The organism is Pseudarthrobacter sp. fls2-241-R2A-168 (assembly GCF_030209335.1).
Taxonomy (GTDB): Bacteria; Actinomycetota; Actinomycetes; order Actinomycetales; family Micrococcaceae; genus Arthrobacter.
Genome location: NZ_JARVSG010000033.1, coordinates 21,313 through 39,640, shown reverse-complemented (window position 1 = coordinate 39,640; position 18,328 = coordinate 21,313). Strand labels below are relative to the sequence as shown.

The 18,328-nt window shown below is 65.4% G+C and carries 19 protein-coding genes; 13 read left to right on the top strand and 6 right to left on the bottom strand.

The window, feature by feature from the left end; all coding sequences use genetic code 11:
* The first annotated feature begins 13 nt into the window (after window positions 1–13).
* Window positions 14–1,534, top strand: a complete 1,521-nt coding sequence (gene araA / locus QRN11_RS16290; protein WP_285313616.1) for an L-arabinose isomerase — start codon at window positions 14–16, stop codon at window positions 1,532–1,534.
* Window position 1,535: 1 nt separating this feature from the next.
* Here araA and QRN11_RS16285 read toward each other — a convergent pair whose 3' ends face one another.
* On the bottom strand, window positions 1,536–2,558 hold the full coding sequence (locus QRN11_RS16285) for an ANTAR domain-containing protein (RefSeq protein WP_285313615.1): 1,023 nt from the start codon (window positions 2,556–2,558) through the stop codon (window positions 1,536–1,538).
* Window positions 2,559–2,990: 432 nt separating this feature from the next.
* On the opposite strand from QRN11_RS16285, the gene arfA reads away from it, so the two are divergent.
* The 12 genes from arfA to QRN11_RS16225 all read left to right on the top strand — a co-directional run bounded on the left by arfA (window position 2,991) and on the right by QRN11_RS16225 (window position 13,504).
* On the top strand, window positions 2,991–4,487 hold the full coding sequence (gene arfA, locus QRN11_RS16280) for an arabinosylfuranosidase ArfA (protein WP_502935046.1): 1,497 nt from the start codon (window positions 2,991–2,993) through the stop codon (window positions 4,485–4,487).
* A 58-nt stretch (window positions 4,488–4,545) separates the two neighbouring features.
* A complete protein-coding gene (locus QRN11_RS16275; protein ID WP_091420434.1) occupies window positions 4,546–5,136 on the top strand; it encodes an HhH-GPD-type base excision DNA repair protein in 591 nt (196 codons plus the stop codon).
* A gap of 103 nt (window positions 5,137–5,239) precedes the next feature.
* Window positions 5,240–6,244: a LacI family DNA-binding transcriptional regulator gene (locus QRN11_RS16270; protein WP_285313613.1), complete on the top strand. Its 1,005-nt coding sequence runs from the start codon at window positions 5,240–5,242 to the stop codon at window positions 6,242–6,244.
* Window positions 6,245–6,339: 95 nt separating this feature from the next.
* Complete coding sequence (locus tag QRN11_RS16265; protein WP_285313611.1) at window positions 6,340–6,897, top strand: cysteine hydrolase family protein; 558 nt, start codon at window positions 6,340–6,342, stop codon at window positions 6,895–6,897.
* A 224-nt stretch (window positions 6,898–7,121) separates the two neighbouring features.
* Complete coding sequence (locus QRN11_RS16260) at window positions 7,122–7,424, top strand: urease subunit gamma (protein WP_091420439.1); 303 nt, start codon at window positions 7,122–7,124, stop codon at window positions 7,422–7,424.
* A 10-nt stretch (window positions 7,425–7,434) separates the two neighbouring features.
* Complete coding sequence (locus QRN11_RS16255) at window positions 7,435–7,779, top strand: urease subunit beta (protein WP_285313608.1); 345 nt, start codon at window positions 7,435–7,437, stop codon at window positions 7,777–7,779.
* On the top strand, window positions 7,776–9,533 hold the full coding sequence (gene ureC / locus QRN11_RS16250; RefSeq protein ID WP_285313606.1) for an urease subunit alpha: 1,758 nt from the start codon (window positions 7,776–7,778) through the stop codon (window positions 9,531–9,533). The genes QRN11_RS16255 and ureC overlap by 4 nt, the downstream gene beginning before the upstream one ends.
* A gap of 26 nt (window positions 9,534–9,559) precedes the next feature.
* Window positions 9,560–10,039 carry an urease accessory protein UreE gene (gene ureE, locus QRN11_RS16245; RefSeq protein ID WP_285313605.1) on the top strand — a complete coding sequence of 160 codons (480 nt, stop codon included), beginning with the start codon at window positions 9,560–9,562 and terminating at the stop codon, window positions 10,037–10,039.
* 147 nt (window positions 10,040–10,186) lie between these two features.
* On the top strand, window positions 10,187–10,852 hold the full coding sequence (locus QRN11_RS16240) for an urease accessory protein UreF (protein ID WP_285313764.1): 666 nt from the start codon (window positions 10,187–10,189) through the stop codon (window positions 10,850–10,852).
* A gap of 23 nt (window positions 10,853–10,875) precedes the next feature.
* A complete protein-coding gene (gene ureG, locus QRN11_RS16235) occupies window positions 10,876–11,493 on the top strand; it encodes an urease accessory protein UreG (RefSeq protein WP_285313603.1) in 618 nt (205 codons plus the stop codon).
* Window positions 11,494–11,624: 131 nt separating this feature from the next.
* A complete protein-coding gene (locus tag QRN11_RS16230; RefSeq protein ID WP_285313602.1) occupies window positions 11,625–12,449 on the top strand; it encodes an urease accessory protein UreD in 825 nt (274 codons plus the stop codon).
* On the top strand, window positions 12,449–13,504 hold the full coding sequence (locus tag QRN11_RS16225; protein ID WP_285313601.1) for a HoxN/HupN/NixA family nickel/cobalt transporter: 1,056 nt from the start codon (window positions 12,449–12,451) through the stop codon (window positions 13,502–13,504). The genes QRN11_RS16230 and QRN11_RS16225 overlap by 1 nt, the downstream gene beginning before the upstream one ends.
* Before the next feature lie 84 nt (window positions 13,505–13,588).
* On the opposite strand, the gene QRN11_RS16220 is transcribed toward QRN11_RS16225, so the two are convergent.
* From QRN11_RS16220 to QRN11_RS16200, 5 genes are all read right to left on the bottom strand, one after another.
* Complete coding sequence (locus tag QRN11_RS16220) at window positions 13,589–14,041, bottom strand: transferase (protein WP_285313600.1); 453 nt, start codon at window positions 14,039–14,041, stop codon at window positions 13,589–13,591.
* 85 nt (window positions 14,042–14,126) lie between these two features.
* Window positions 14,127–14,786, bottom strand: a complete 660-nt coding sequence (locus tag QRN11_RS16215; RefSeq protein ID WP_285313599.1) for a GntR family transcriptional regulator — start codon at window positions 14,784–14,786, stop codon at window positions 14,127–14,129.
* Window positions 14,787–14,928: 142 nt separating this feature from the next.
* Complete coding sequence (locus tag QRN11_RS16210; protein ID WP_285313598.1) at window positions 14,929–15,960, bottom strand: transketolase family protein; 1,032 nt, start codon at window positions 15,958–15,960, stop codon at window positions 14,929–14,931.
* Entirely contained in the window at window positions 15,957–16,883 is a 927-nt protein-coding gene (locus QRN11_RS16205) for a transketolase (RefSeq protein ID WP_285313597.1), read from the bottom strand. The genes QRN11_RS16210 and QRN11_RS16205 overlap by 4 nt, the downstream gene beginning before the upstream one ends.
* A gap of 35 nt (window positions 16,884–16,918) precedes the next feature.
* Window positions 16,919–18,256, bottom strand: a complete 1,338-nt coding sequence (locus tag QRN11_RS16200; protein ID WP_285313596.1) for an MFS transporter — start codon at window positions 18,254–18,256, stop codon at window positions 16,919–16,921.
* Between the last annotated feature and the right edge of the window lie 72 nt (window positions 18,257–18,328).

Sequence of the window (18,328 nt, the reverse complement as noted above, 5' to 3'; positions counted from 1 at the left end):
CAAAGGAGAACCCATGAGTGGCGCAGCAAACACATCCCTTGACGGTTATGAGGTCTGGTTCCTCACCGGCAGCCAGCACCTCTACGGCGAGGATGTCCTCAAGCAGGTTGCCGCGCAGTCGCAGGAGATTGCCAACCAGCTCAACGGCAGTTCCGACGTTCCGGTCAAGATTGTCTGGAAGCCTGTCCTGACTGATTCGGATGCCATCCGCCGCACCGCGCTCGAGGCGAATTCGAACGATTCCGTCATCGGCGTCACCGCCTGGATGCACACGTTCAGCCCGGCGAAGATGTGGATCCAGGGCCTGGACCTGCTCCGCAAGCCCCTGCTGCACCTGCACACGCAGGCCAACCGGGACCTGCCCTGGGCGGACATCGACTTCGACTTCATGAACCTGAACCAGGCAGCCCACGGCGACCGCGAATTCGGTTACATCCAGTCCCGCCTGGGCATCGCCCGGAAGACCGTCGTGGGGCACGTTTCCAACCCGGAGGTAGCCCGGCAGGTAGGTTCCTGGCAGCGCGCCGCCGCCGGCTGGGCCGCCGTCCGCACCCTGAAGCTCACCCGTTTTGGTGACAACATGCGTAACGTCGCCGTCACTGAAGGCGACAAGACCGAGGCGGAGCTGCGCTTCGGCGTCGCGGTCAACACGTGGTCCGTGAACGAGCTCGCCGACGCCGTGCACAGCGCTGCGGAGGCCGACGTCGACACGCTCGTTGCCGAGTACGAGGACCTTTATGACGTGGTGCCGGAGCTCCGCGCAGGCGCGGCCCGCCACGACTCGCTCCGTTACGGGGCCAGGATCGAGCTCGGCCTGCGCAGCTTCCTCGAAGCCAACGGCTCCGCCGCGTTCACCACCTCCTTCGAGGACCTCGGCGCCCTCCGCCAGCTCCCCGGCCTGGCCGTGCAGCGGCTCATGGCTGCCGGCTACGGCTTCGGCGCCGAAGGCGACTGGAAAACCGCCATCCTGGTCCGCGCGGCCAAGGTGATGGGCGCGGGCCTGCCCGGCGGCGCTTCGCTGATGGAGGACTACACCTACCACCTGGAACCCGGTTCCGAGAAGATCCTCGGCGCGCACATGCTCGAGGTCTGCCCGTCGCTGACTGCTACCAAGCCGCGGTTGGAGATCCATCCGCTGGGCATTGGCGGCAAGGAAGACCCGGTGCGCCTGGTGTTCGACGCCGATGCCTCCCCGGGCGTCGTTGTGGCCCTGTCGGACATGCGGGACAGGTTCCGCCTGGTGGCCAACGCCGTGGACGTGGTCCCGCTGGACCAGCCGCTGCCCAACCTTCCAGTGGCGCGCGCCCTGTGGCAGCCCAAACCCGACTTCGCCACCTCCGCTGCCGCCTGGCTCACCGCCGGCGCCGCACACCACACCGTTCTCTCCACCCAGGTGGGCATGGACGTGTTCGAGGACTTCGCGGAGATCGCCAAAACCGAGCTGCTCACGATCGACGCCGAAACCACCATCCGCCAGTTCAAGAAGGACCTGAACTGGAACGCCGCCTACTACAAGCTCGCCGGCGGCATCTGACCTAGTGGCCGAAGTGCGCCTGCGGAGGACCCTCGGGCAAACGCTCGAGGATGTCCTCCGCCACCCGGCGCACCTTGATATTCCGGTGGCTGGAGGCACGGGCGAGGATCGAAAAAGCCTCGTGGTAGGAACACCTGTTCTGGGCCATGATCACGCCGCAGGCAACGTTGATGGACGTGCGGCTGTCCAGCGCGAACCGCAAATCCGATGCGGTTGACCGGGCGTTATGGAGGTCCAGGGCCATCTGAAGGCTCTTCGCGGCAAGGCCGGCGAAGGATCGCGCCTCGGAAATGACCTGCAGCGGAAATGCCTTGGCGTCCTGGGCGAAGAACGAGAGGGCGGCCGTGGTTTCGCGCCCGGGTACGCTGCCGTCAGCGGTTGTCCCGCTGTCCTTGTCCACCCGGAGCCGCATTCCCAGGACGCTGCCAAGATTGGCCGCCTGTAACTCCTGGCAATACCGGGGCCAGCGGAAGTCGCCGCTGCGCTGCAGCACCGCCACGGGATGTCCGCCGGCGAGTACGTCGCACACCGGCCCTTCGCCTGCCTCCTGTTCCCATTCCAGGAGCCGGATGACCTCGGCGGATGTTCCGGTGATGACAGGGGCCCGCTTCGCCTGCCGGACCACCACCCCCGTTTCGATCACCAGGCCCGCCGTACCCACAACGGCCCGGGCTGACGCAGCGGCGAGCAGTTCCAGGGAGTCGGACAGCGTTTCGGCGCCGGTCACCAGGTCGAGCAGGATGGCGTTCTGTGTCCCGCTCTGCGGACCGGCAGGCCTGCCCTGCCGTGAATCACCCAAGGCGGCGTTTCCGGCCCCCGGGTTGCCGTGCGGAGCCCGTCCAACTGCCGGATTTCCGTAGACAGCGGGGCCGTGGGGGCGGTGGAGGGGGCCCTGCTGGGAAACCAGAGGGCCGGCGACGGCTGGGGGAGAGGCCTTGGTCTCGAAGACCTCCTCGTCGCCGGCCCCGCTTAATGCCCGGGTCCGTCGACCCGGGAAATCGGAGTTTGCGTATTGTGCGTGCATTGCCAGTCTCACACCCCCTCGTGAGCCAAGTACCGCGAGCCAGAACCCGTCTTGTCTCTGAGAAAAACCTAATTGCGTGGCCGTACGCGGTGAATGCGTAACCGGTACCCGTTTTTGAGATTAGGTACTACTTGGTTTTTGCCCTTACGGCCTGGGGCCAATGTTTCCGCAGGTGGGAAGCGCCTGGCCCGGGATGGCCCTGGCCGGAGCGTGCGGGGACGACCGCAGGAATGTTGCTTGACTCTCATTCGGCAACCATCAACAATGGCTTCTATAACGTTGTAAATTTACCGAAACGAGGACGTTTTCGTGGCACCCACCGAAACCACCACTCCCGCCGCGGCATCCGGACCCACTGGAGCCGGGGCGGAATCACCGGCCGCCGGATCAGCCGCCCCAGGAACCCCCGCACCAGGAACCGCAGCCGCCAAAATCACCATGGACCCGGCTTTCACCGTGGGGCCTGTCCGCCGCCGCACCTTCGGTGCCTTCGTAGAGCACCTGGGGCGCTGCGTCTACACCGGCATCTTCGAGCCGGAACATCCGACGGCGGACGAGGACGGGTTCCGCGGCGACGTCCTGGAATTGACGCGGGAACTTGGCGTATCCACGGTCCGCTACCCGGGCGGAAACTTCGTTTCGGGCTACCGCTGGGAGGACGGCGTTGGACCGGCAGGCCAGCGCCCCGTCCGGCTGGACCTCGCCTGGCATTCCACTGACCCCAACCTGGTGGGCGTTGACGAGTTCGCCAAGTGGTCGGCCAAGGCCGGCGTCGAAACCATGATGGCGGTGAACCTTGGCACCCGCGGCACCCAGGAGGCGCTGGACCTGCTGGAGTATTGCAACATCGACGGCGGAACGGCGTTCTCGGAACAGCGCAAGGCCAATGGGGCGGAGAACGGCTACAGCATCAAGATGTGGTGCCTTGGCAATGAGATGGACGGGCCGTGGCAGATCGGCCACAAAAATGCGCTCGAGTACGGCCGCCTGGCAGCGGACACCGCCCGGGGCATGCGCATGATCGAACCGGACCTGGAACTCGTGGCGTGCGGCAGCTCCGGCCCCACCATGAGCACGTTCGGTGAGTGGGAGCGCGTGGTCCTCTCCGAGACGTACGAACTGGTGGACCTCATCTCGGCGCACCAGTACTTCGAGGACTTCGGCGACCTCCAGGAGCACCTCTCCGCCGGCCACCGGATGGAAGCTTTCATCCACGACATCGTGAGCCACATCGACCACGTGAAGTCGGTGAAGAAGTCAACTAAACAGGTCAACATCTCCTTCGACGAGTGGAACGTCTGGCACATGAGCCGCGACGAGTCCAGGGTTCCGTCGGGCAAGGACTGGCCGGTGGCGCCCGTCCTGCTCGAGGACACCTACACGGTGGCGGACGCCGTCGTCGTCGGTGATCTCCTGGTGACCCTGCTCAAGAACACTGACCGCGTGCATTCAGCGAGCCTGGCGCAGCTGGTCAACGTGATCGCCCCCATCATGACCGAGCCCGGAGGCCGCTCCTGGAAGCAGACCACGTTCCACCCGTTCGCACTTACCTCCCGCCACGCGTCCGGGACTGTGCTGCAGCTCGCCGTCGAATCCCCGGTTGTCAGCGGCGGCAAGACGGCCGGTTTCGCCGCAGTGTCCGCCGTCGCGACCTATGACGCAGAGAAGGGTGAGGCCGTGGTGTTCGCCGTCAACCGCTCGGCCACGGATGCGCTTGGCCTGGACGCCGTGGTGTCCGGCCTGGGCGATGTGCGCGTGGTGGAGGCGCTGACCTACGCGAACAAGGACCCCTACTGGCAGGCCAGCGCCGATGATTCAACGTCCGTCCTTCCGGCGGAGAACGTCTCGGTGAAGGCCGACGGCGGCCGCCTCACCGCCACCCTCCCGGCAGTGTCCTGGTCCATGATCCGCCTCGCAGTGGGCGGCTGATCCGGGGGTGGGGACGTCATGGCGATGGCTGCTGACGTCCCTGCCAACCTCTGGGAGGATGGACAGCATGGAACTGCACATCACGGGGGATCCCGCCGCGGACAAGTTGTTGAGTGAGGACGCCTTTGCGCTGCTGACGGGCATGCTGCTGGACCAGCAGGTGACCATGGAATCGGCGTTCGCGGGCCCGGAGAAGATCCGGACCCGGATCGGTTCCATTGCGCCGGAAGCGATCGCCTCCCAGGAGCCGCAGGCCTTCGTGGAGATGTTCAAGGAACGCCCCGCCGTCCACCGCTTCCCGGGGTCCATGGCGGCTCGGGTTCAGGCCCTCGCTGAAGCCGTGCAGAGCGAATGGGACGGCGACGCCACCGCGATCTGGACCAAGGGCGGTCCTGACGGTGCGGAGGTCCTCCGCCGGCTCAAAGCGCTGCCAGGCTTCGGTGAGCAAAAGGCAAAGATTTTCCTTGCCCTGCTGGGCAAACAGCGGGGCCTCCAGGCGCCGGGCTGGCGGGAGGCTGCCGGGCACTACGGCGAGGAAGGCTCGTATCTCTCGGTCGCGGACATCGTTGATCCCGAGTCCCTGGTGAAGGTCCGCGCCAGCAAGCAGGCGGCCAAGGCTGCAGCGAAAGCGGCCAAGGCCAAGGACTGACCGGGCTGCTTCTGCCCCAGGCCCGACGGCGGGTTCCCGCCGCAACGGCTTCTTCTGCAACGATGTATCGCAGGAACAGGCGGAACCACACGAAGGAGCCACGATGGCGGTCACCATGAACGATGTTGCGAGGGCAGCGGGGGTGTCGCTGAAGACGGTCTCCAACGTCCTCAATGACTACGAGTTCATCCGTCCTGCCACCAAACAACGGGTCCAGGACGCCATCGCCGAGCTGGGCTACGAGGCCAACCTGACCGCGCGCAGCCTTCGCTCCGGGAAGACCCGCATGCTGGGCCTGGTGCTGTCCGACCTCTCCGCCCCCTATTACGCCGAACTGGCATCCAGGCTGATGAAGGCCGCAGCGCAGCGCGGGTACCGGGTCCTCGTGGAGCAGTCCGATGCCACGGTGGATGCTGAACTGAATGCCCTGCAAGGTCCGTTCCGGCAGCTCACCGACGGCCTGTTGTTCACCCCTTTGGTGATGGAGGCTGATGCCATTGCCGGGCGGCAGGGCAAAAAACCGCTGGTGATGCTCGGTGAACACATCCTGGATCCCCGGTTTGACCTGGTCACCATGAAGAACGAGGAAGCGGCCGCGGCACTGACCGCGCACCTGACGGCGGCCGGCCGCCGCCGGATCGCCGTCATTGGCGCCCGTCCGGATGAGTCCGGCGGGACTCCAGGGCTTCGCCTCAACGGCTACCGGCAGGCACTGGACACGGCCGGGATTCCCTTTGATCCCGCGCTGGTTGCACCGTGTGAGTGGCGCCGGGACGGGGGCGCCGCGGCAGTGGCCGGGCTCCTGGACAAGGGGGTTGAATTTGATGCGGTGTTCGGGCTGAACGACGCCTTGGCCCTGGGTGCCATGCACGAGCTGCTCATCCGCGGCATCAAAGTCCCGGACCAGGTGGCCGTCGCCGGCTTTGACGACATTGACGAAGCCCGGTTTGCCTCGCCGTCGCTGACAACAGTTTCACCCGGAATGGCAGAGATCGCCGAGCGGTCCATCGCCCTGCTGATCGACCGGATCGAAGGCCGGGAAACAGCGGACCAGGGCGTGCACGTGGAAGCCGGGTTCCAGCTGCAGATCCGGGAATCGGCACCCTAGGTCTTTACGCGCCTCCGGTTTCCCGGCCTGAGTTTCACCCGGCCGCCGGGAGGGTACGTTTTCCCGAACGAGCAACACGAGGAAAGGTACCGCGCATGATTGCCCTTCTTGTCATCGACATGCAGAACGCATACTTCGAGGCGCCGGAACTGGCAGCCCAGCAGGAGCAGTTGGTGGCGTGCTGCAACAGGCTGCTTGAGGCTTTCAAAGCCAGCGGGCACAAGGCGCTGATGGTGGGCACCGAGCACGAGCGGGACAAATCCACCTGGACATTGAACATGCTCGACGACGACCAGGGCTTTATCTTCCGCGGCACCAGGCAGGCGGAAGCTGTGCCCGGGCTGGCCATCGACGGCCTGCCCCAGCTGAACAAGACGAGGGACAGCGCGTTTGTGGGCACCAACCTGCTTTCCCGCCTCCGCAACTGGGGTGCCGATGAAGTAGTGCTGGCCGGCGTCTCCACCCACAACTGCATCGCCCAGACCGGCGCGGACGCCTTCGCCCACAACATCCGGGTCACGTACGCCAAGGAAGCCATGGCCTCCGAGGACAACCAGGACGCGGCGGACATGCTGCGCATCCTCTCCACCACCTACCGCCAGCCCGTCCAGTCCACCAACGAGATCCTCGCCCGGCTCAGTGAGGCGCAGTAGGGGCTGAGTCTCCCCACCTTTAAGGACGGACGACGGCGTGTCCCGGCGAAACGCCGTCGTCACCGCCTTCCCCGGGTGGAAACCCGGGGAGATTCAGCGCGCAGCCGGGAGCCGGTACAGCCCTGGCAGCGGAGAGACCTGCATTACAGTCCCGAAACGTGCCTGAAACGTCCGCCACCTAATGTGGGCAGCACGCCGTCCGCTGGCCGCTGAAGGGACCCGCAATGCATCTGATGCCACGTGAGCAGGAAAAACTCCTGATTGTGGTGGCCGCCGATCTGGCGCGCCGCCGCCAGGCCCGCGGACTCAAGCTCAACTACCCGGAAGCCGTGGCCATCATCAGCTACGAACTGATCGAGGGCGCCCGTGACGGGCGCACCGTTGCCGACCTCATGAGCTACGGAACAACGTTGTTGACCCGCGAAGACGTGATGGAAGGCGTGCCGGAAATGATCCATGACGTGCAGATCGAGGCAACCTTCCCTGACGGCACCAAGCTCGTCACCGTCCACGATCCCATCCGCTGAGGGGCAGGCCATGATTCCTGGAGAGTACATCCTTCGGCCGGAGCCTCTGACGGCGAACGCCGGGCGTGAGGCGATCGACGTCGCGGTCACCAACACCGGCGACCGGCCCGTTCAGGTGGGCTCGCACTTCCACTTTGCCGAAGCCAACGCTGCCCTGGCTTTTGACCGGGAAGCAGCTTACGGCCGGCGGCTGGACATTCCCGCCGGAACCGCTGCCAGGTTCGAACCGGGGGACTCCCGGAACGTGCGATTGATCGAACTCGCCGGCGGCCGCGAGGTGTACGGCCTCAGCAACGCCATCAATGGAAAACTGCGCGGCGGGGCCCCCGAAGACGCGAAGGAGAGTGCCAAGTGAGCTTCGAGATTCCACGCCGGCAGTACGCCGATCTGTACGGCCCGACGACGGGCGATTCGATCCGCCTGGCAGACACCGAACTGTTCCTCGAAATCGAAAAGGACCTCACCGTCTACGGCGAGGAAGTGGTATTCGGCGGTGGCAAGGTCATCCGCGACGGCATGGGCCAGAACGGCCAAGCGGTCCGCGACGGTGATTCTTCCAGCGACGGAGTGCCCGACACCGTGATCACCAACGCCGTGATCCTTGACTACACCGGCATCTACAAGGCCGACGTGGCCCTCAGGGACGGGCATATCTTCAAGATCGGTAAGGCGGGCAATCCCCAGATCACCGATGGTGTGGACATTGTGATCGGGGCCAGCACCGAAATCATCGCGGGCGAACGCAAGATCCTCACCGCCGGCGGCGTGGACACCCACATCCACTTCATCTCCCCGGACCAGGTCCCCACCGCTCTCACCAGCGGTATCACCACCATGATCGGCGGCGGCACCGGCCCGGCCGAAGGCACCAAGGCCACCACCGTGACACCCGGGAAGTGGCACATCCAGCGGATGCTGCAGGCCGCTGAGGGGTTCCCCATGAACATCGGACTTTTCGGCAAGGGCCATGCCTCCGCCGTCGAACCCCTGGCCGAACAGATCCGCGCCGGGGCGATCGGGCTGAAGGTCCATGAGGACTGGGGATCAACCACCTCCTCGATCGACATGTCCCTCACAGTGGCGGACGAATTCGATGTCCAGGTGGCCATCCACACCGACACACTGAACGAGTGCGGCTTTGTGGAGGACACCATCCGCGCCATCAACGGCCGGGTCATCCACACTTTCCACACCGAAGGCGCCGGCGGCGGGCACGCACCGGACATCATCAAGATCGCCGGCATGCCCAACGTCCTTCCCGCTTCCACCAACCCCACCCTGCCCTACACGCGCAACACCATCGAAGAGCACCTGGACATGCTGATGGTGTGCCACCACCTCAACCCGGACATCCCCGAGGACGTGGCCTTCGCCGATTCCCGGATCCGCGCCGAAACCATCGCGGCCGAGGACGTCCTGCAGGACCTGGGAATCTTCTCCATCACCTCCTCGGACTCCCAGGCGATGGGCCGGGTGGGCGAGGTGATCACCCGCACGTGGCAGGTGGCGGACAAGATGAAGAAGCAGCGGGGCGTATTGGAAGACCCCCGGGGGGACAGCGCTGCCGGTTTCCATGGGTCTGCGGGCAGCGACAACTTCCGGCTCAAGCGCTACGTGGCCAAGTACACGATCAACCCGGCCATCACTCAGGGCATCGCGGATTCGGTGGGCTCGGTGGAAGAAGGCAAGTTCGCGGACCTGGTGCTGTGGGACCCGGCCTTCTTCGGCGTCAAACCGGAACTGGTGCTCAAAGGCGGCCAGATCGCGTACGCACTCATGGGCGACGCCAATGCCTCCATCCCCACCCCGCAGCCACGCACCATGCGCCCCATGTTCGGCGCGTTCGGCAAAGCCGTCCAGCAGTGCTCCATCACGTTCCTGTCCCAGGCAGCGATCGACGCCGACGTGCCCCACGAGCTCGGCCTGGAAAAAGTCATACGGCCGGTCTCCGGGATCCGCACCCTCACCAAGGCCGACCTCAAGTACAACGACGCCACGCCGGACATCCAGGTGGACCCGGAAACCTACCAGGTGACCGTCGACGGCGAAGAGGTCACCTGTGAGCCCTCCGACGTCCTGCCCATGGCCCAGCGCTACTTCCTGTTCTAAAGCACCTCCTGACCCCGGAGCCACCCATGATCATCGAAAAAGTCCTCGGCAACCTGCACGAACTGCCGGACCCGCACACCTACGCCACCCTGCACCAGGAAAAAGTGGTCCTCCCGAGCGCCCAGCTGGTCAAACGCATCCAGCGCGCCACCACGGACCACGGCAAGGAAATCGGCATCCGCCTTCCCTCCGGTTCCGGCGACCTGCGCGACGGCGACATCCTGCACATCGCAGAAACCAACATGATCGTCGTCTCCGTGCTGCCCACCGACGTCCTCGTCATTGCACCCCGGACCATCCACGAAATGGGCGTCGTAGCCCACTCCCTCGGCAACCGGCACCTCCAGGCACAGTTCTTCGACTCGTCGTCCGAATATGAAGCGGACGTCATGGTATGCGCCTACGACCACACCGTCGAGGACTACCTCATCCATGTGGGTGTGCCCTTCTCCCGGCAGGAACGCGTTATGCCTGTTCCTTTTCGCCATGCTGAACACAGTCACTAACTTTCGCCCCGCGGCTGCGCCGAGGGAAGTGTCAGGGGCTCCAGCGGGTGAAGGGGGCTGTGCCCGCTTCGCGGTGCCCACCACGCCGCAGCCCCCTTCACCCGCTTCCGCTGCGTCTGGCTCCCCCCTCACCTTGCGAGCGTGGTTATGAACTACCAGTTGGCTTTGCAGCAGCTTGTTGATTCCGCGTTGCCTACTGGGGCTTTTGCTCACTCTCTTGGGTTTGAGACGTATGTCGACGCCGGGGTGGTCGCTGATGAGGCTGGTTTTGGGCGGTGGTTGGCTGCTTTTGTCTCGCAACAGCTGACTTATTCCGATGGGCTGGCTATCCGGTTTCTTTATGAGGGGGCCGATGTTCTTGAACTTGATGCGCTGCTCTCTGCTTCTTTGTTGCCGCGGCAGGTTCGGGAGGCTTCCGTCAAGATGGGGCTTCGGTTGCTTGAGATCGGGGTGGAGGTCTTTCCCTCTGCTGAGCTGGGGCTGTACCGGGACCTGGTGGCCACTGGCCGGGCCGCGGGGCACCAGCCGCTGGCGTTCGCCGTCGTCGCCCGCTCACTGGGCGTGCCGATGGAGGAGGCGCTCGCCGCCTACCTTTTCGCCGCCGCCACCTCCCTGACGCAGAACGCCGTCCGCGCCATCCCGCTGGGCCAGAACGCCGGGCAGCGGCTGCTGCGGAAGGCGCACGACGACGTCGCTGCCGCCATCAACAGCATCGCCCGCCTCACGCCGGACGACTTTGGCGCCGTCAGCCCCGGCCTGGAAATTTCGCAAATGCGGCACGAGCGCCAACGTGCCCGGATGTTCATGAGCTAAGTGTGTTTTTCAAAGGAGGACTAATGTCTGAACCCATCAGGATCGGCATCGGCGGGCCCGTCGGAGCAGGCAAAACCCAGCTCGTGGAGCGGCTCACCCGGCACATGAGCGCCGAAATCTCCATGGCCGCCATCACCAACGACATCTACACCATCGAGGACGCCAAAATCCTCGCCGCGAACGGCATCCTCCCCGAGGACCGGATCATCGGCGTCGAAACCGGCGGCTGCCCGCACACCGCCATCCGCGAAGACACCTCCATGAACACCGCCGCCATTGAGGAACTCAAGGCACGGCACCCCGACCTGCAGGTCATCTTCGTCGAATCGGGCGGCGACAACCTCTCCGCCACCTTCAGCCCCGAACTTGTCGACTTCTCCATCTACATCATCGACGTGGCCCAAGGCGAAAAAATCCCCCGCAAAGCCGGCCAGGGCATGATCAAGTCCGACCTCTTCATCATCAACAAAACCGACCTCGCACCGCACGTCGGGGCGGACCTGTCAGTGATGGAACGGGACTCCCGCGAATTCAGGGGCAACAAACCCTTCTGCTTCACCAACCTCAAGACCGACGAAGGGCTGGAAAAGGTCATCGATTGGATACGCCACGACGTCCTGATGCTTGACCTCGCGTCATGAGCACGACGGCGGTCCCCTTGGGTCCGGCCGCTTCACCGGGTGTAAGGGGCCGTGCCCGCTCCGCGGTGCCCGCCACGCCGCGGCCCCTTACACCCGGCTCCGCAGCCTCTGCGATTGTGTCGCCTCGTGGAGTGCTGGAGCTCGTCATCAGTGAGCGTGGGGAGCGTTCCATTGCGTCCCGGCAGTTTCATCAGGGCGCGTTGAGGGTGCTCCGGCCTCACTATCTCGACGACTCGGGGCAGGTTTGTTATGTCGTGGTGAATCCTGGTGGGGCTTATCTTGGGGCAGATCTTTTTCTGCTGGATGTCGAGGTGCAAGAAGAGGCGGAGCTTGTTCTTACTACCCAGTCTGCGACGAAGGTTTATCGGACTCCGGGGTCTTTTGCTGAGCAGCGGATGGTCATTCGGCTGGGGGAGGGGGCGCGGCTGGAGCTTGTGCCTGACCAGCTCATTGCCTACCGGGAGGCCAGCTACCGGCAACGGACGCACATTACTGTCCGGCCGTCGTCGTCCCTGGTGATGGCTGAAGTGGTGACCCCCGGATGGTCTCCCGACGGGGCCGCGTTCCGGTATGAGGAAGTGCGGCTGCGGAACGAGATCCATGTTGAAACTGAGGACGGCAGCCAACTGCTGGCGCTCGACAACCTCCTGATCCGACCGCCGTTGGGGGATGTGACCGGGCTGGGGTTTATGGAGGGTTACAGCCACCTCGGATCGCTGGTTGTTGTCGACCCGCGGGTGGACCAGGCGCTCGCCGATGATCTGCACAGCGTGACCTCAGAAAACGACGCCTTGACCGGCATGTCACTCACCCGCAGCGCGGCGGGCACCACCGGGCTGGTCCTGCGATCGCTCTCGAACAGCACAGGCGAACTGAACCGCCTGCTCGGCGCTTGCACAGCCCTGCTTCGGAAACGGTGGTACGGGCAGGAACCGCTGAACCTGAGGAAGCACTGATGACAGCCATCGCGAACATCGCCACTTTCTATCGGGAGCGGGACACCCTGCCGCTGCGCACCCGGCTGTTGTGCCTGTTCGGCGCCGTGGCCGCCCTGCATGCAGCCGCCGTCGTACTTTTACTCAGCGGCACGCCAGGGGCATCCGGCGCGCAGGCTCTCACCTGGGGGCTGGTCCTCACCGCGTATCTCGCTGGCGTGAAGCACAGCTACGACTGGGACCACCTCGCGGCCATCGACAACTCCACCCGCAAGTTTGTGGCGGACCGCCAGGACCCGGTGAGTGTCGGGTTCGCCTTCAGCCTGGGCCACAGCTCCGTGGTGACGCTGACCGGCGTGCTGGTGATTGCCGGCGCCGCGGCCGTGGGTGGGTTGATGCAGGACGGGTCCGCCGGCAACCTGGTCCTCGGCCTGATCGGCAGCGGCGTTTCCGGGCTGTTCCTGCTGGGAATGGGCCTGTTCAACGGATCGGCCTTTGTCCGCTCGGCCCGCGCCTACCGACGCTCCCGCAGCGGTGGCACCATAGACCCTCAGGACCTGGAGCCGCAGGGACTGGTGGCCAAGCTCCTTGCCAGGCCTCTGTCCAGAGTGCGGCGGCCGCGGAACATTTACGTCATCGGCTTCCTCTTCGGGCTGGGCTTCGATACCGCCACCACTATCGGGCTGCTGATGATGACGACGGCGGCGTCCCTGGCCGGGGTGCCGCCGTTCGCCTTGCTGGCGCTGCCCCTCGCATTCACCGCCGCCATGACCCTGTGCGATTCACTGAACGGGCTGGCGATGATGCGGATGTACCGTTCGGCCCTCGCCGACCGGCAGCGCAAACTCGGCTTTAATGCCCTGGTCACGGGCATCTCCGCTGTGTCCGCCCTGTTCATCGCCGCCATCACGCTGGGCGGGTTTGCGAATGCCGCCTTCACATTGGAGGATCCCCTGACGGTCTGGCTGGGATCCATCGACCTGGGCGACGCCGGCCTGCTGCTCGTGGCGCTCCTGCTGGCAGTGTGGGGAGCCGCGGCGCTGAAGGCGCGGCGAGCGGGCGGTTCGAGGCCCTGACCCAAGGCGAAGCAGAGGAGACCGCCGGGCGCCTCGGGCAGGCGGGGACCGCCGGTTGGGGGGCGCGAACGTTGCAGCACAGGCTCAGGCGGCCATCCGGCCCTTGCTCTTCCGGTGCGGCCGGTGCTTTGCCTGATCCGCAACATGCGCGCGAACGCCCAACGGGACGTGCCCGCCGTCGGGAACTGTTGTGTCGGCGTGCAGGTGCACGCCGTGCTCAATCAGGACCCCCGAGCCGATCCTCGAATGGCTCCCAATGTGCACGCGGCTTCCCACCACCGTGCCGCGGCCGATCCGCACGCCGTCACCGATCACCGTGCGGTCGCCGATGGTCGCGTCGCGGTCGATCCAGCTGCCACGCCCGATGCGGCAGCCCGAGCCGACCCGGGCGCCGTACTCCACGTAAGTCATCGGACCGATGGTCGCGCTCCCGGCCACTGATGCGCCGGGGGCGATGAGGCCGCCACCGTTCACATGGCGGGCGTAGCGGGTGACCTTCCCGGCGTCGTCTTCAACTGATACAAACTTCGCGTTCATTCAATCCCTCGTCTGAAGGCGCGGACTCTTCCGCACACTCAGTTAACGGTCAGCAACTCAAAGGGATTCCCGGCTGGGCGGGCTACTAGGCCACCAGGTTCGCGGCAGCGGTATCCATGTGTTCCCGGATGGTCTTGCGGGCCAGGGACGCGTCGCCGGTTTCGATCGCGGCCACGATGTCGTGGTGGCGGTCCACGCTCATATTACGGACGCCCTTCTCCAATCCGGCGAACATGATGGACATCCGGATGGAGCCTTCCAGTGACTCCCACGTGTGCAGCAGGGTCTCGTTTTTCGTGAGCCGGCACAGGGTGCGGTGGAACTCCAGGTCCGATTCAACGCGCTCTTGCAGGCCTGCCTTTTCGGCCGCCTTCATGGCATCAATAGCGGAGCGCAGGGAGCCAATTACGTGCTGCCGGTCCGGCAGTTCGCACAGCGTGCGGGCCGCCAGGGATTCCAGGGCAGCCCGGACAGCGTAGATATCCCGGATTTCCTTCTCATCCAGGTGGCGGACGGACAGCCGGCCGCGCGGCCCGGCGGACAGCAGCCCCTCCTGCTCCAGCTGCCGAAGCGCCTCACGGAGGGTTCCGCGGCTGATCTGTAGCATCTCGGACAGTTCGGTCTCCACCAGGTGCCGGCCGGGTTCCAGTTCACCACTGGTGATAGCGGTCCTCAATGCCGCCAGTGCCTGCTCGCGCAGGCTTTTCTTCTGCAGTCCCAGCAGCGGTGCGCTCACTCCGGCCATGGTGTCTGTCCTCAATGTTGTAAGTCGACTGTTTACAGTCGTAATCCGATAGTACGGCAGAAAGCACGGCACCGGGCGGGACCTGGTGCCGTGCTTTCTGCGGTGATGGACCTCTGCTGAACTCCTGGCCAGCAAAGGACGGCTACCCGAGTTCGGCCAGCACCTTCGCCACGATGCGGTCCACAGCGAGGCCGTAGCGGTCGTGCAGCGTGGGCAGGGCGCCGGCGTCGAGGAACTGGTCCGGCAGCGCCACAGGAACCACGCGCTTGCCCACCCCGGCGGTCACGACGGCGGACGCAACCGTTTCGAACAGCCCGCCCACTACCGAGTGGTTTTCCAGGGTGACGGCCAGCCGGTCTGTGTTGATCTCGGCGAGGACGGTCTCGGCGTCGAACGGCTTGATGGTGGGGGTGTGGACGACGGCGACGTCCACGTTGTGAGCTGCCAGCGCCTTGGCTGCCTGCAGGGCCCGCATGGTCATCAGGCCGGAGGAGATGAACACCACGTCGTTGCCGCCGCGCAGCACCTTGGCCTTGCCGAGTTCGAAGGTGTAGTCGTACTCGTCCAGTACCGTGGGCACGTTCCCGCGCAGCAGGCGCAGGTAGGTGGGCCCCTCGCTCGCTGCGAGCTGGGGGACTGCCTGTTCGATGTCCACCGAGTCGCAGGGGTCAACGATGGTCAGGTTGGGCATGCCGCGGAAGATCGCCATGTCTTCGGTGGCCTGGTGGCTGGGGCCGTACCCGGTGGTGAGACCCGGCAGGCCGCCCACGATGTTCACGTTCAGGTTCGGCTCAGCGGCGTCCAGGCACAGGAAATCGTAGGCGCGGCGGGCGGCGAACACCGAGTACGTGGACGCGAACGGCACCAGCCCGGTCTCGGCAAGGCCGGCCGCGGCGCCGAAGAGCAGCTGTTCGGCCATGCCCATCTGGAAGAAGCGCTCCGGGAAGGCCTTGGCGAAGATGTGCATGTCCGTGTACTTGCCCAGGTCCGCGGTGAGGCCCACGATCTTGTCGTTCTCCTGCGCTGCCTTGACCAGTGCGTGCCCGAACGGTGCGGAGCTGGTTTTCTGGCCGGGATCGGCGAAGGAAGCGATCATCGCCGAGGTCTTCAGCTTCGGCTTGGCGGGTGCTGCAGCGGCTGTTGTGGTGTCGGGGGCCTCGGTGGTGGTGCTCATGCTGAAGCCTTTCCTTCATAACCGGCGGTGAGCTGCTCGCGGCAGGTCTGCCATTCGTGTTCTTCGATGCGCATGAAGTGCGCCTTTTCGCGGTTTTCCAGGAGCGGGACGCCGCGGCCCACCTTCGTGTCGCAGAGGATTACTGAAGGGCGTCCGACGGCGGCGGCCTGGGCGGCTGCGTTGTCGAACGCTGCGAGCAGGGCGCCGACGTCGTTGCCGTCCACACGCTGGGTGTACCAGCCGAACGATTCCCACTTTTCGGTGACCGGCTCGGTGCGGAGCACGGTGTCGGTTTTGCCGTCGGCTTGCAGGGCGTTGATGTCCACCATCGCGGTGAGGTTGCCCAGCTGGTGGTGGTGCGCGCCCATGGCGGCCTCCCAGGTGGAGCCTTCGTCCAGTTCGCCGTCCGAGAGGAAGTTGAACACCCGGGCGTTCGAGCCCTGGTAGCGCAGGCCCAGGGCCATGCCGACGGCGATGGTCAGTCCGTGGCCCAGTGAACCGCCGGAGATTTCCATGCCGGGCGTGTAGGTGGACATCCCTGACATTGGCAGCCGGGAATCGTCGGAGCCGTAGGTCTCGAGCTCTTCGACCGGCACGATCCCGGCCTCTGCCAGGGCGGCGTAGTGGCCGATCGCGTAGTGGCCGGTGGAGAGCAGGAACCGGTCGCGGGCTTCCCAGTGCGGGTCCTCGGCGCGGAACCGGAGCTGATCGCCGTAGACCGTGGCGAGCATGTCGGCTGCGCCGAGGGCCTGGCCCACGTAGCCCTGGCCCTGGACCTCGCCCATGTTCAGGGCGTGGTGCCGGATCCGGAAGGCAGCGGCGCTGATCTTGGCGATGCGCTCTTGGGTTACCGGGCCACGCGCCGCTCCGTCTTCCAGTGCCCCGGCCGCTGTTGGCCGGTCCTGGACGGTGTTTGTTGCCATTACTTGCTCCGTGTTCGTGTGGTTCGTGACCGTCATTAGACGCTTACCGTGTTGGGGGTGCTTTTGGTGGCTTCGTCCGCCAGCTCCCGCTCACGCTTGCCCCAGGTTTCCCGGGTGGCCACTGCGGCCCAGAGACCGATCAGCGCGTAGGTGCCGAAGAGCAGTGCCGGGCCCATCCAGCCGAAGCTGACGAAAAGCAGGGTGGTGATGAACGGGGTGAAACCGGAAACCATGGCGGAGATCTGGTAGGCCAGGCTGGCGCCGGAAGCGCGGGTCTTGGCCTGGAAGAGCTCCGGGAACCAGGCGCCCTGGGCGCCGGCCAAGGAGTTCTGGCAGACCGCGTAGGAGATCACGATGGTGATGATGATGGCGATGAAGAGGCCCGTGTTGACCAGGAGGAACATCGGAATCGCGAAGAGTGCGGCGAAGGCGGTGGACCAGATGTAGAGGGGCCGGCGGCCGATGCGGTCCGTCAGGCGGGCCCAGGCCATGGTGGCGAGGATGCCTACGGCGGAGGCGATGCAAAGGGCGACGAGGGTCTGGGTCTTGTCCGCGAGCTTTTCCGTGTGCAGGTAGGAAATCATGTACGTGATGGACACGGCGTAGCCGGCGGTCTCGGCAACGCGGAGGCCGATGCCTTTGACGATATTGCGCCAGTCAGTCTTGATGACCTCAACGATGGGGGACTTCACGATGTCGCCGCTGTCCTTGACCTCGTCAAAGACGGGGGATTCAGGAACCTTGGACCGGATGATCAGGCCCACGGCTACGAGCACGATGCTGGCCAGGAAGGGGACGCGCCAGGCGAGCTCGCCGCCCAGGTTCACGCTGACCAGGAAGGTCAGGTTAGCCAGCAGCAGGCCCACCGGGAAGCCGGCCTGGACGATGCCGGTGTACTTGCCTTTGGACTTCCAGGGTGCGTGCTCGTAGCTCATCAGGATGGCGCCGCCCCATTCAGCACCGAAGGCCAGGCCCTGGACGATGCGGACGAAGACCAGCAGTGCCGGGGCCAGCAGCCCCACAGCGGCGTAGGTGGGCAGCAGGCCGATGGCGAAGGTTGCCAGGCCCATCAGGATGAGCGAAGCAACCAGGACGGGCTTGCGGCCCACCTTGTCACCAAGGTGGCCACCGATGATGCCGCCCAGGGGGCGGGCCGCGAAGCCGACACCCAGGGTGGCGAAGGAGGCCAGGGTGCCCGTCACGGGATCGCTGCCCGGGAAGAACGCAGTTCCGAAGTACAGCGCAGCGGCGGTGCCGAAACCGATGAAGTCATACGTCTCGATCACCGCGCCCACCCCGGAGCCAATGGCAACACGCCTGGCGTCCTTGGTGCCGTGGACCGGACCGCGCATGGTCAGAGCATCTTTGCTCATGGTGGTTCCCTTTCGAAGAGCGGCTGAAGGAGTCCGCCGCTGTCGACTGTTAACAAATGATATCCCTAAGTG

Coding starts and splice junctions, on each gene's coding strand:
- araA (WP_285313616.1), top strand. CDS start 14: ATGAGTGGCGCAGCAAACACATCCCTTGACGGTTATGAGGTCTGGTTC.
- QRN11_RS16285 (WP_285313615.1), bottom strand. CDS start 2,558: ATGCACGCACAATACGCAAACTCCGATTTCCCGGGTCGACGGACCCGG.
- QRN11_RS16275 (WP_091420434.1), top strand. CDS start 4,546: ATGGACAGCATGGAACTGCACATCACGGGGGATCCCGCCGCGGACAAG.
- QRN11_RS16270 (WP_285313613.1), top strand. CDS start 5,240: ATGGCGGTCACCATGAACGATGTTGCGAGGGCAGCGGGGGTGTCGCTG.
- QRN11_RS16265 (WP_285313611.1), top strand. CDS start 6,340: ATGATTGCCCTTCTTGTCATCGACATGCAGAACGCATACTTCGAGGCG.
- QRN11_RS16260 (WP_091420439.1), top strand. CDS start 7,122: ATGCATCTGATGCCACGTGAGCAGGAAAAACTCCTGATTGTGGTGGCC.
- QRN11_RS16255 (WP_285313608.1), top strand. CDS start 7,435: ATGATTCCTGGAGAGTACATCCTTCGGCCGGAGCCTCTGACGGCGAAC.
- ureE (WP_285313605.1), top strand. CDS start 9,560: ATGATCATCGAAAAAGTCCTCGGCAACCTGCACGAACTGCCGGACCCG.
- QRN11_RS16240 (WP_285313764.1), top strand. CDS start 10,187: ATGAACTACCAGTTGGCTTTGCAGCAGCTTGTTGATTCCGCGTTGCCT.
- ureG (WP_285313603.1), top strand. CDS start 10,876: ATGTCTGAACCCATCAGGATCGGCATCGGCGGGCCCGTCGGAGCAGGC.
- QRN11_RS16225 (WP_285313601.1), top strand. CDS start 12,449: ATGACAGCCATCGCGAACATCGCCACTTTCTATCGGGAGCGGGACACC.
- QRN11_RS16220 (WP_285313600.1), bottom strand. CDS start 14,041: ATGAACGCGAAGTTTGTATCAGTTGAAGACGACGCCGGGAAGGTCACC.
- QRN11_RS16215 (WP_285313599.1), bottom strand. CDS start 14,786: ATGGCCGGAGTGAGCGCACCGCTGCTGGGACTGCAGAAGAAAAGCCTG.
- QRN11_RS16210 (WP_285313598.1), bottom strand. CDS start 15,960: ATGAGCACCACCACCGAGGCCCCCGACACCACAACAGCCGCTGCAGCA.
- QRN11_RS16205 (WP_285313597.1), bottom strand. CDS start 16,883: ATGGCAACAAACACCGTCCAGGACCGGCCAACAGCGGCCGGGGCACTG.
- QRN11_RS16200 (WP_285313596.1), bottom strand. CDS start 18,256: ATGAGCAAAGATGCTCTGACCATGCGCGGTCCGGTCCACGGCACCAAG.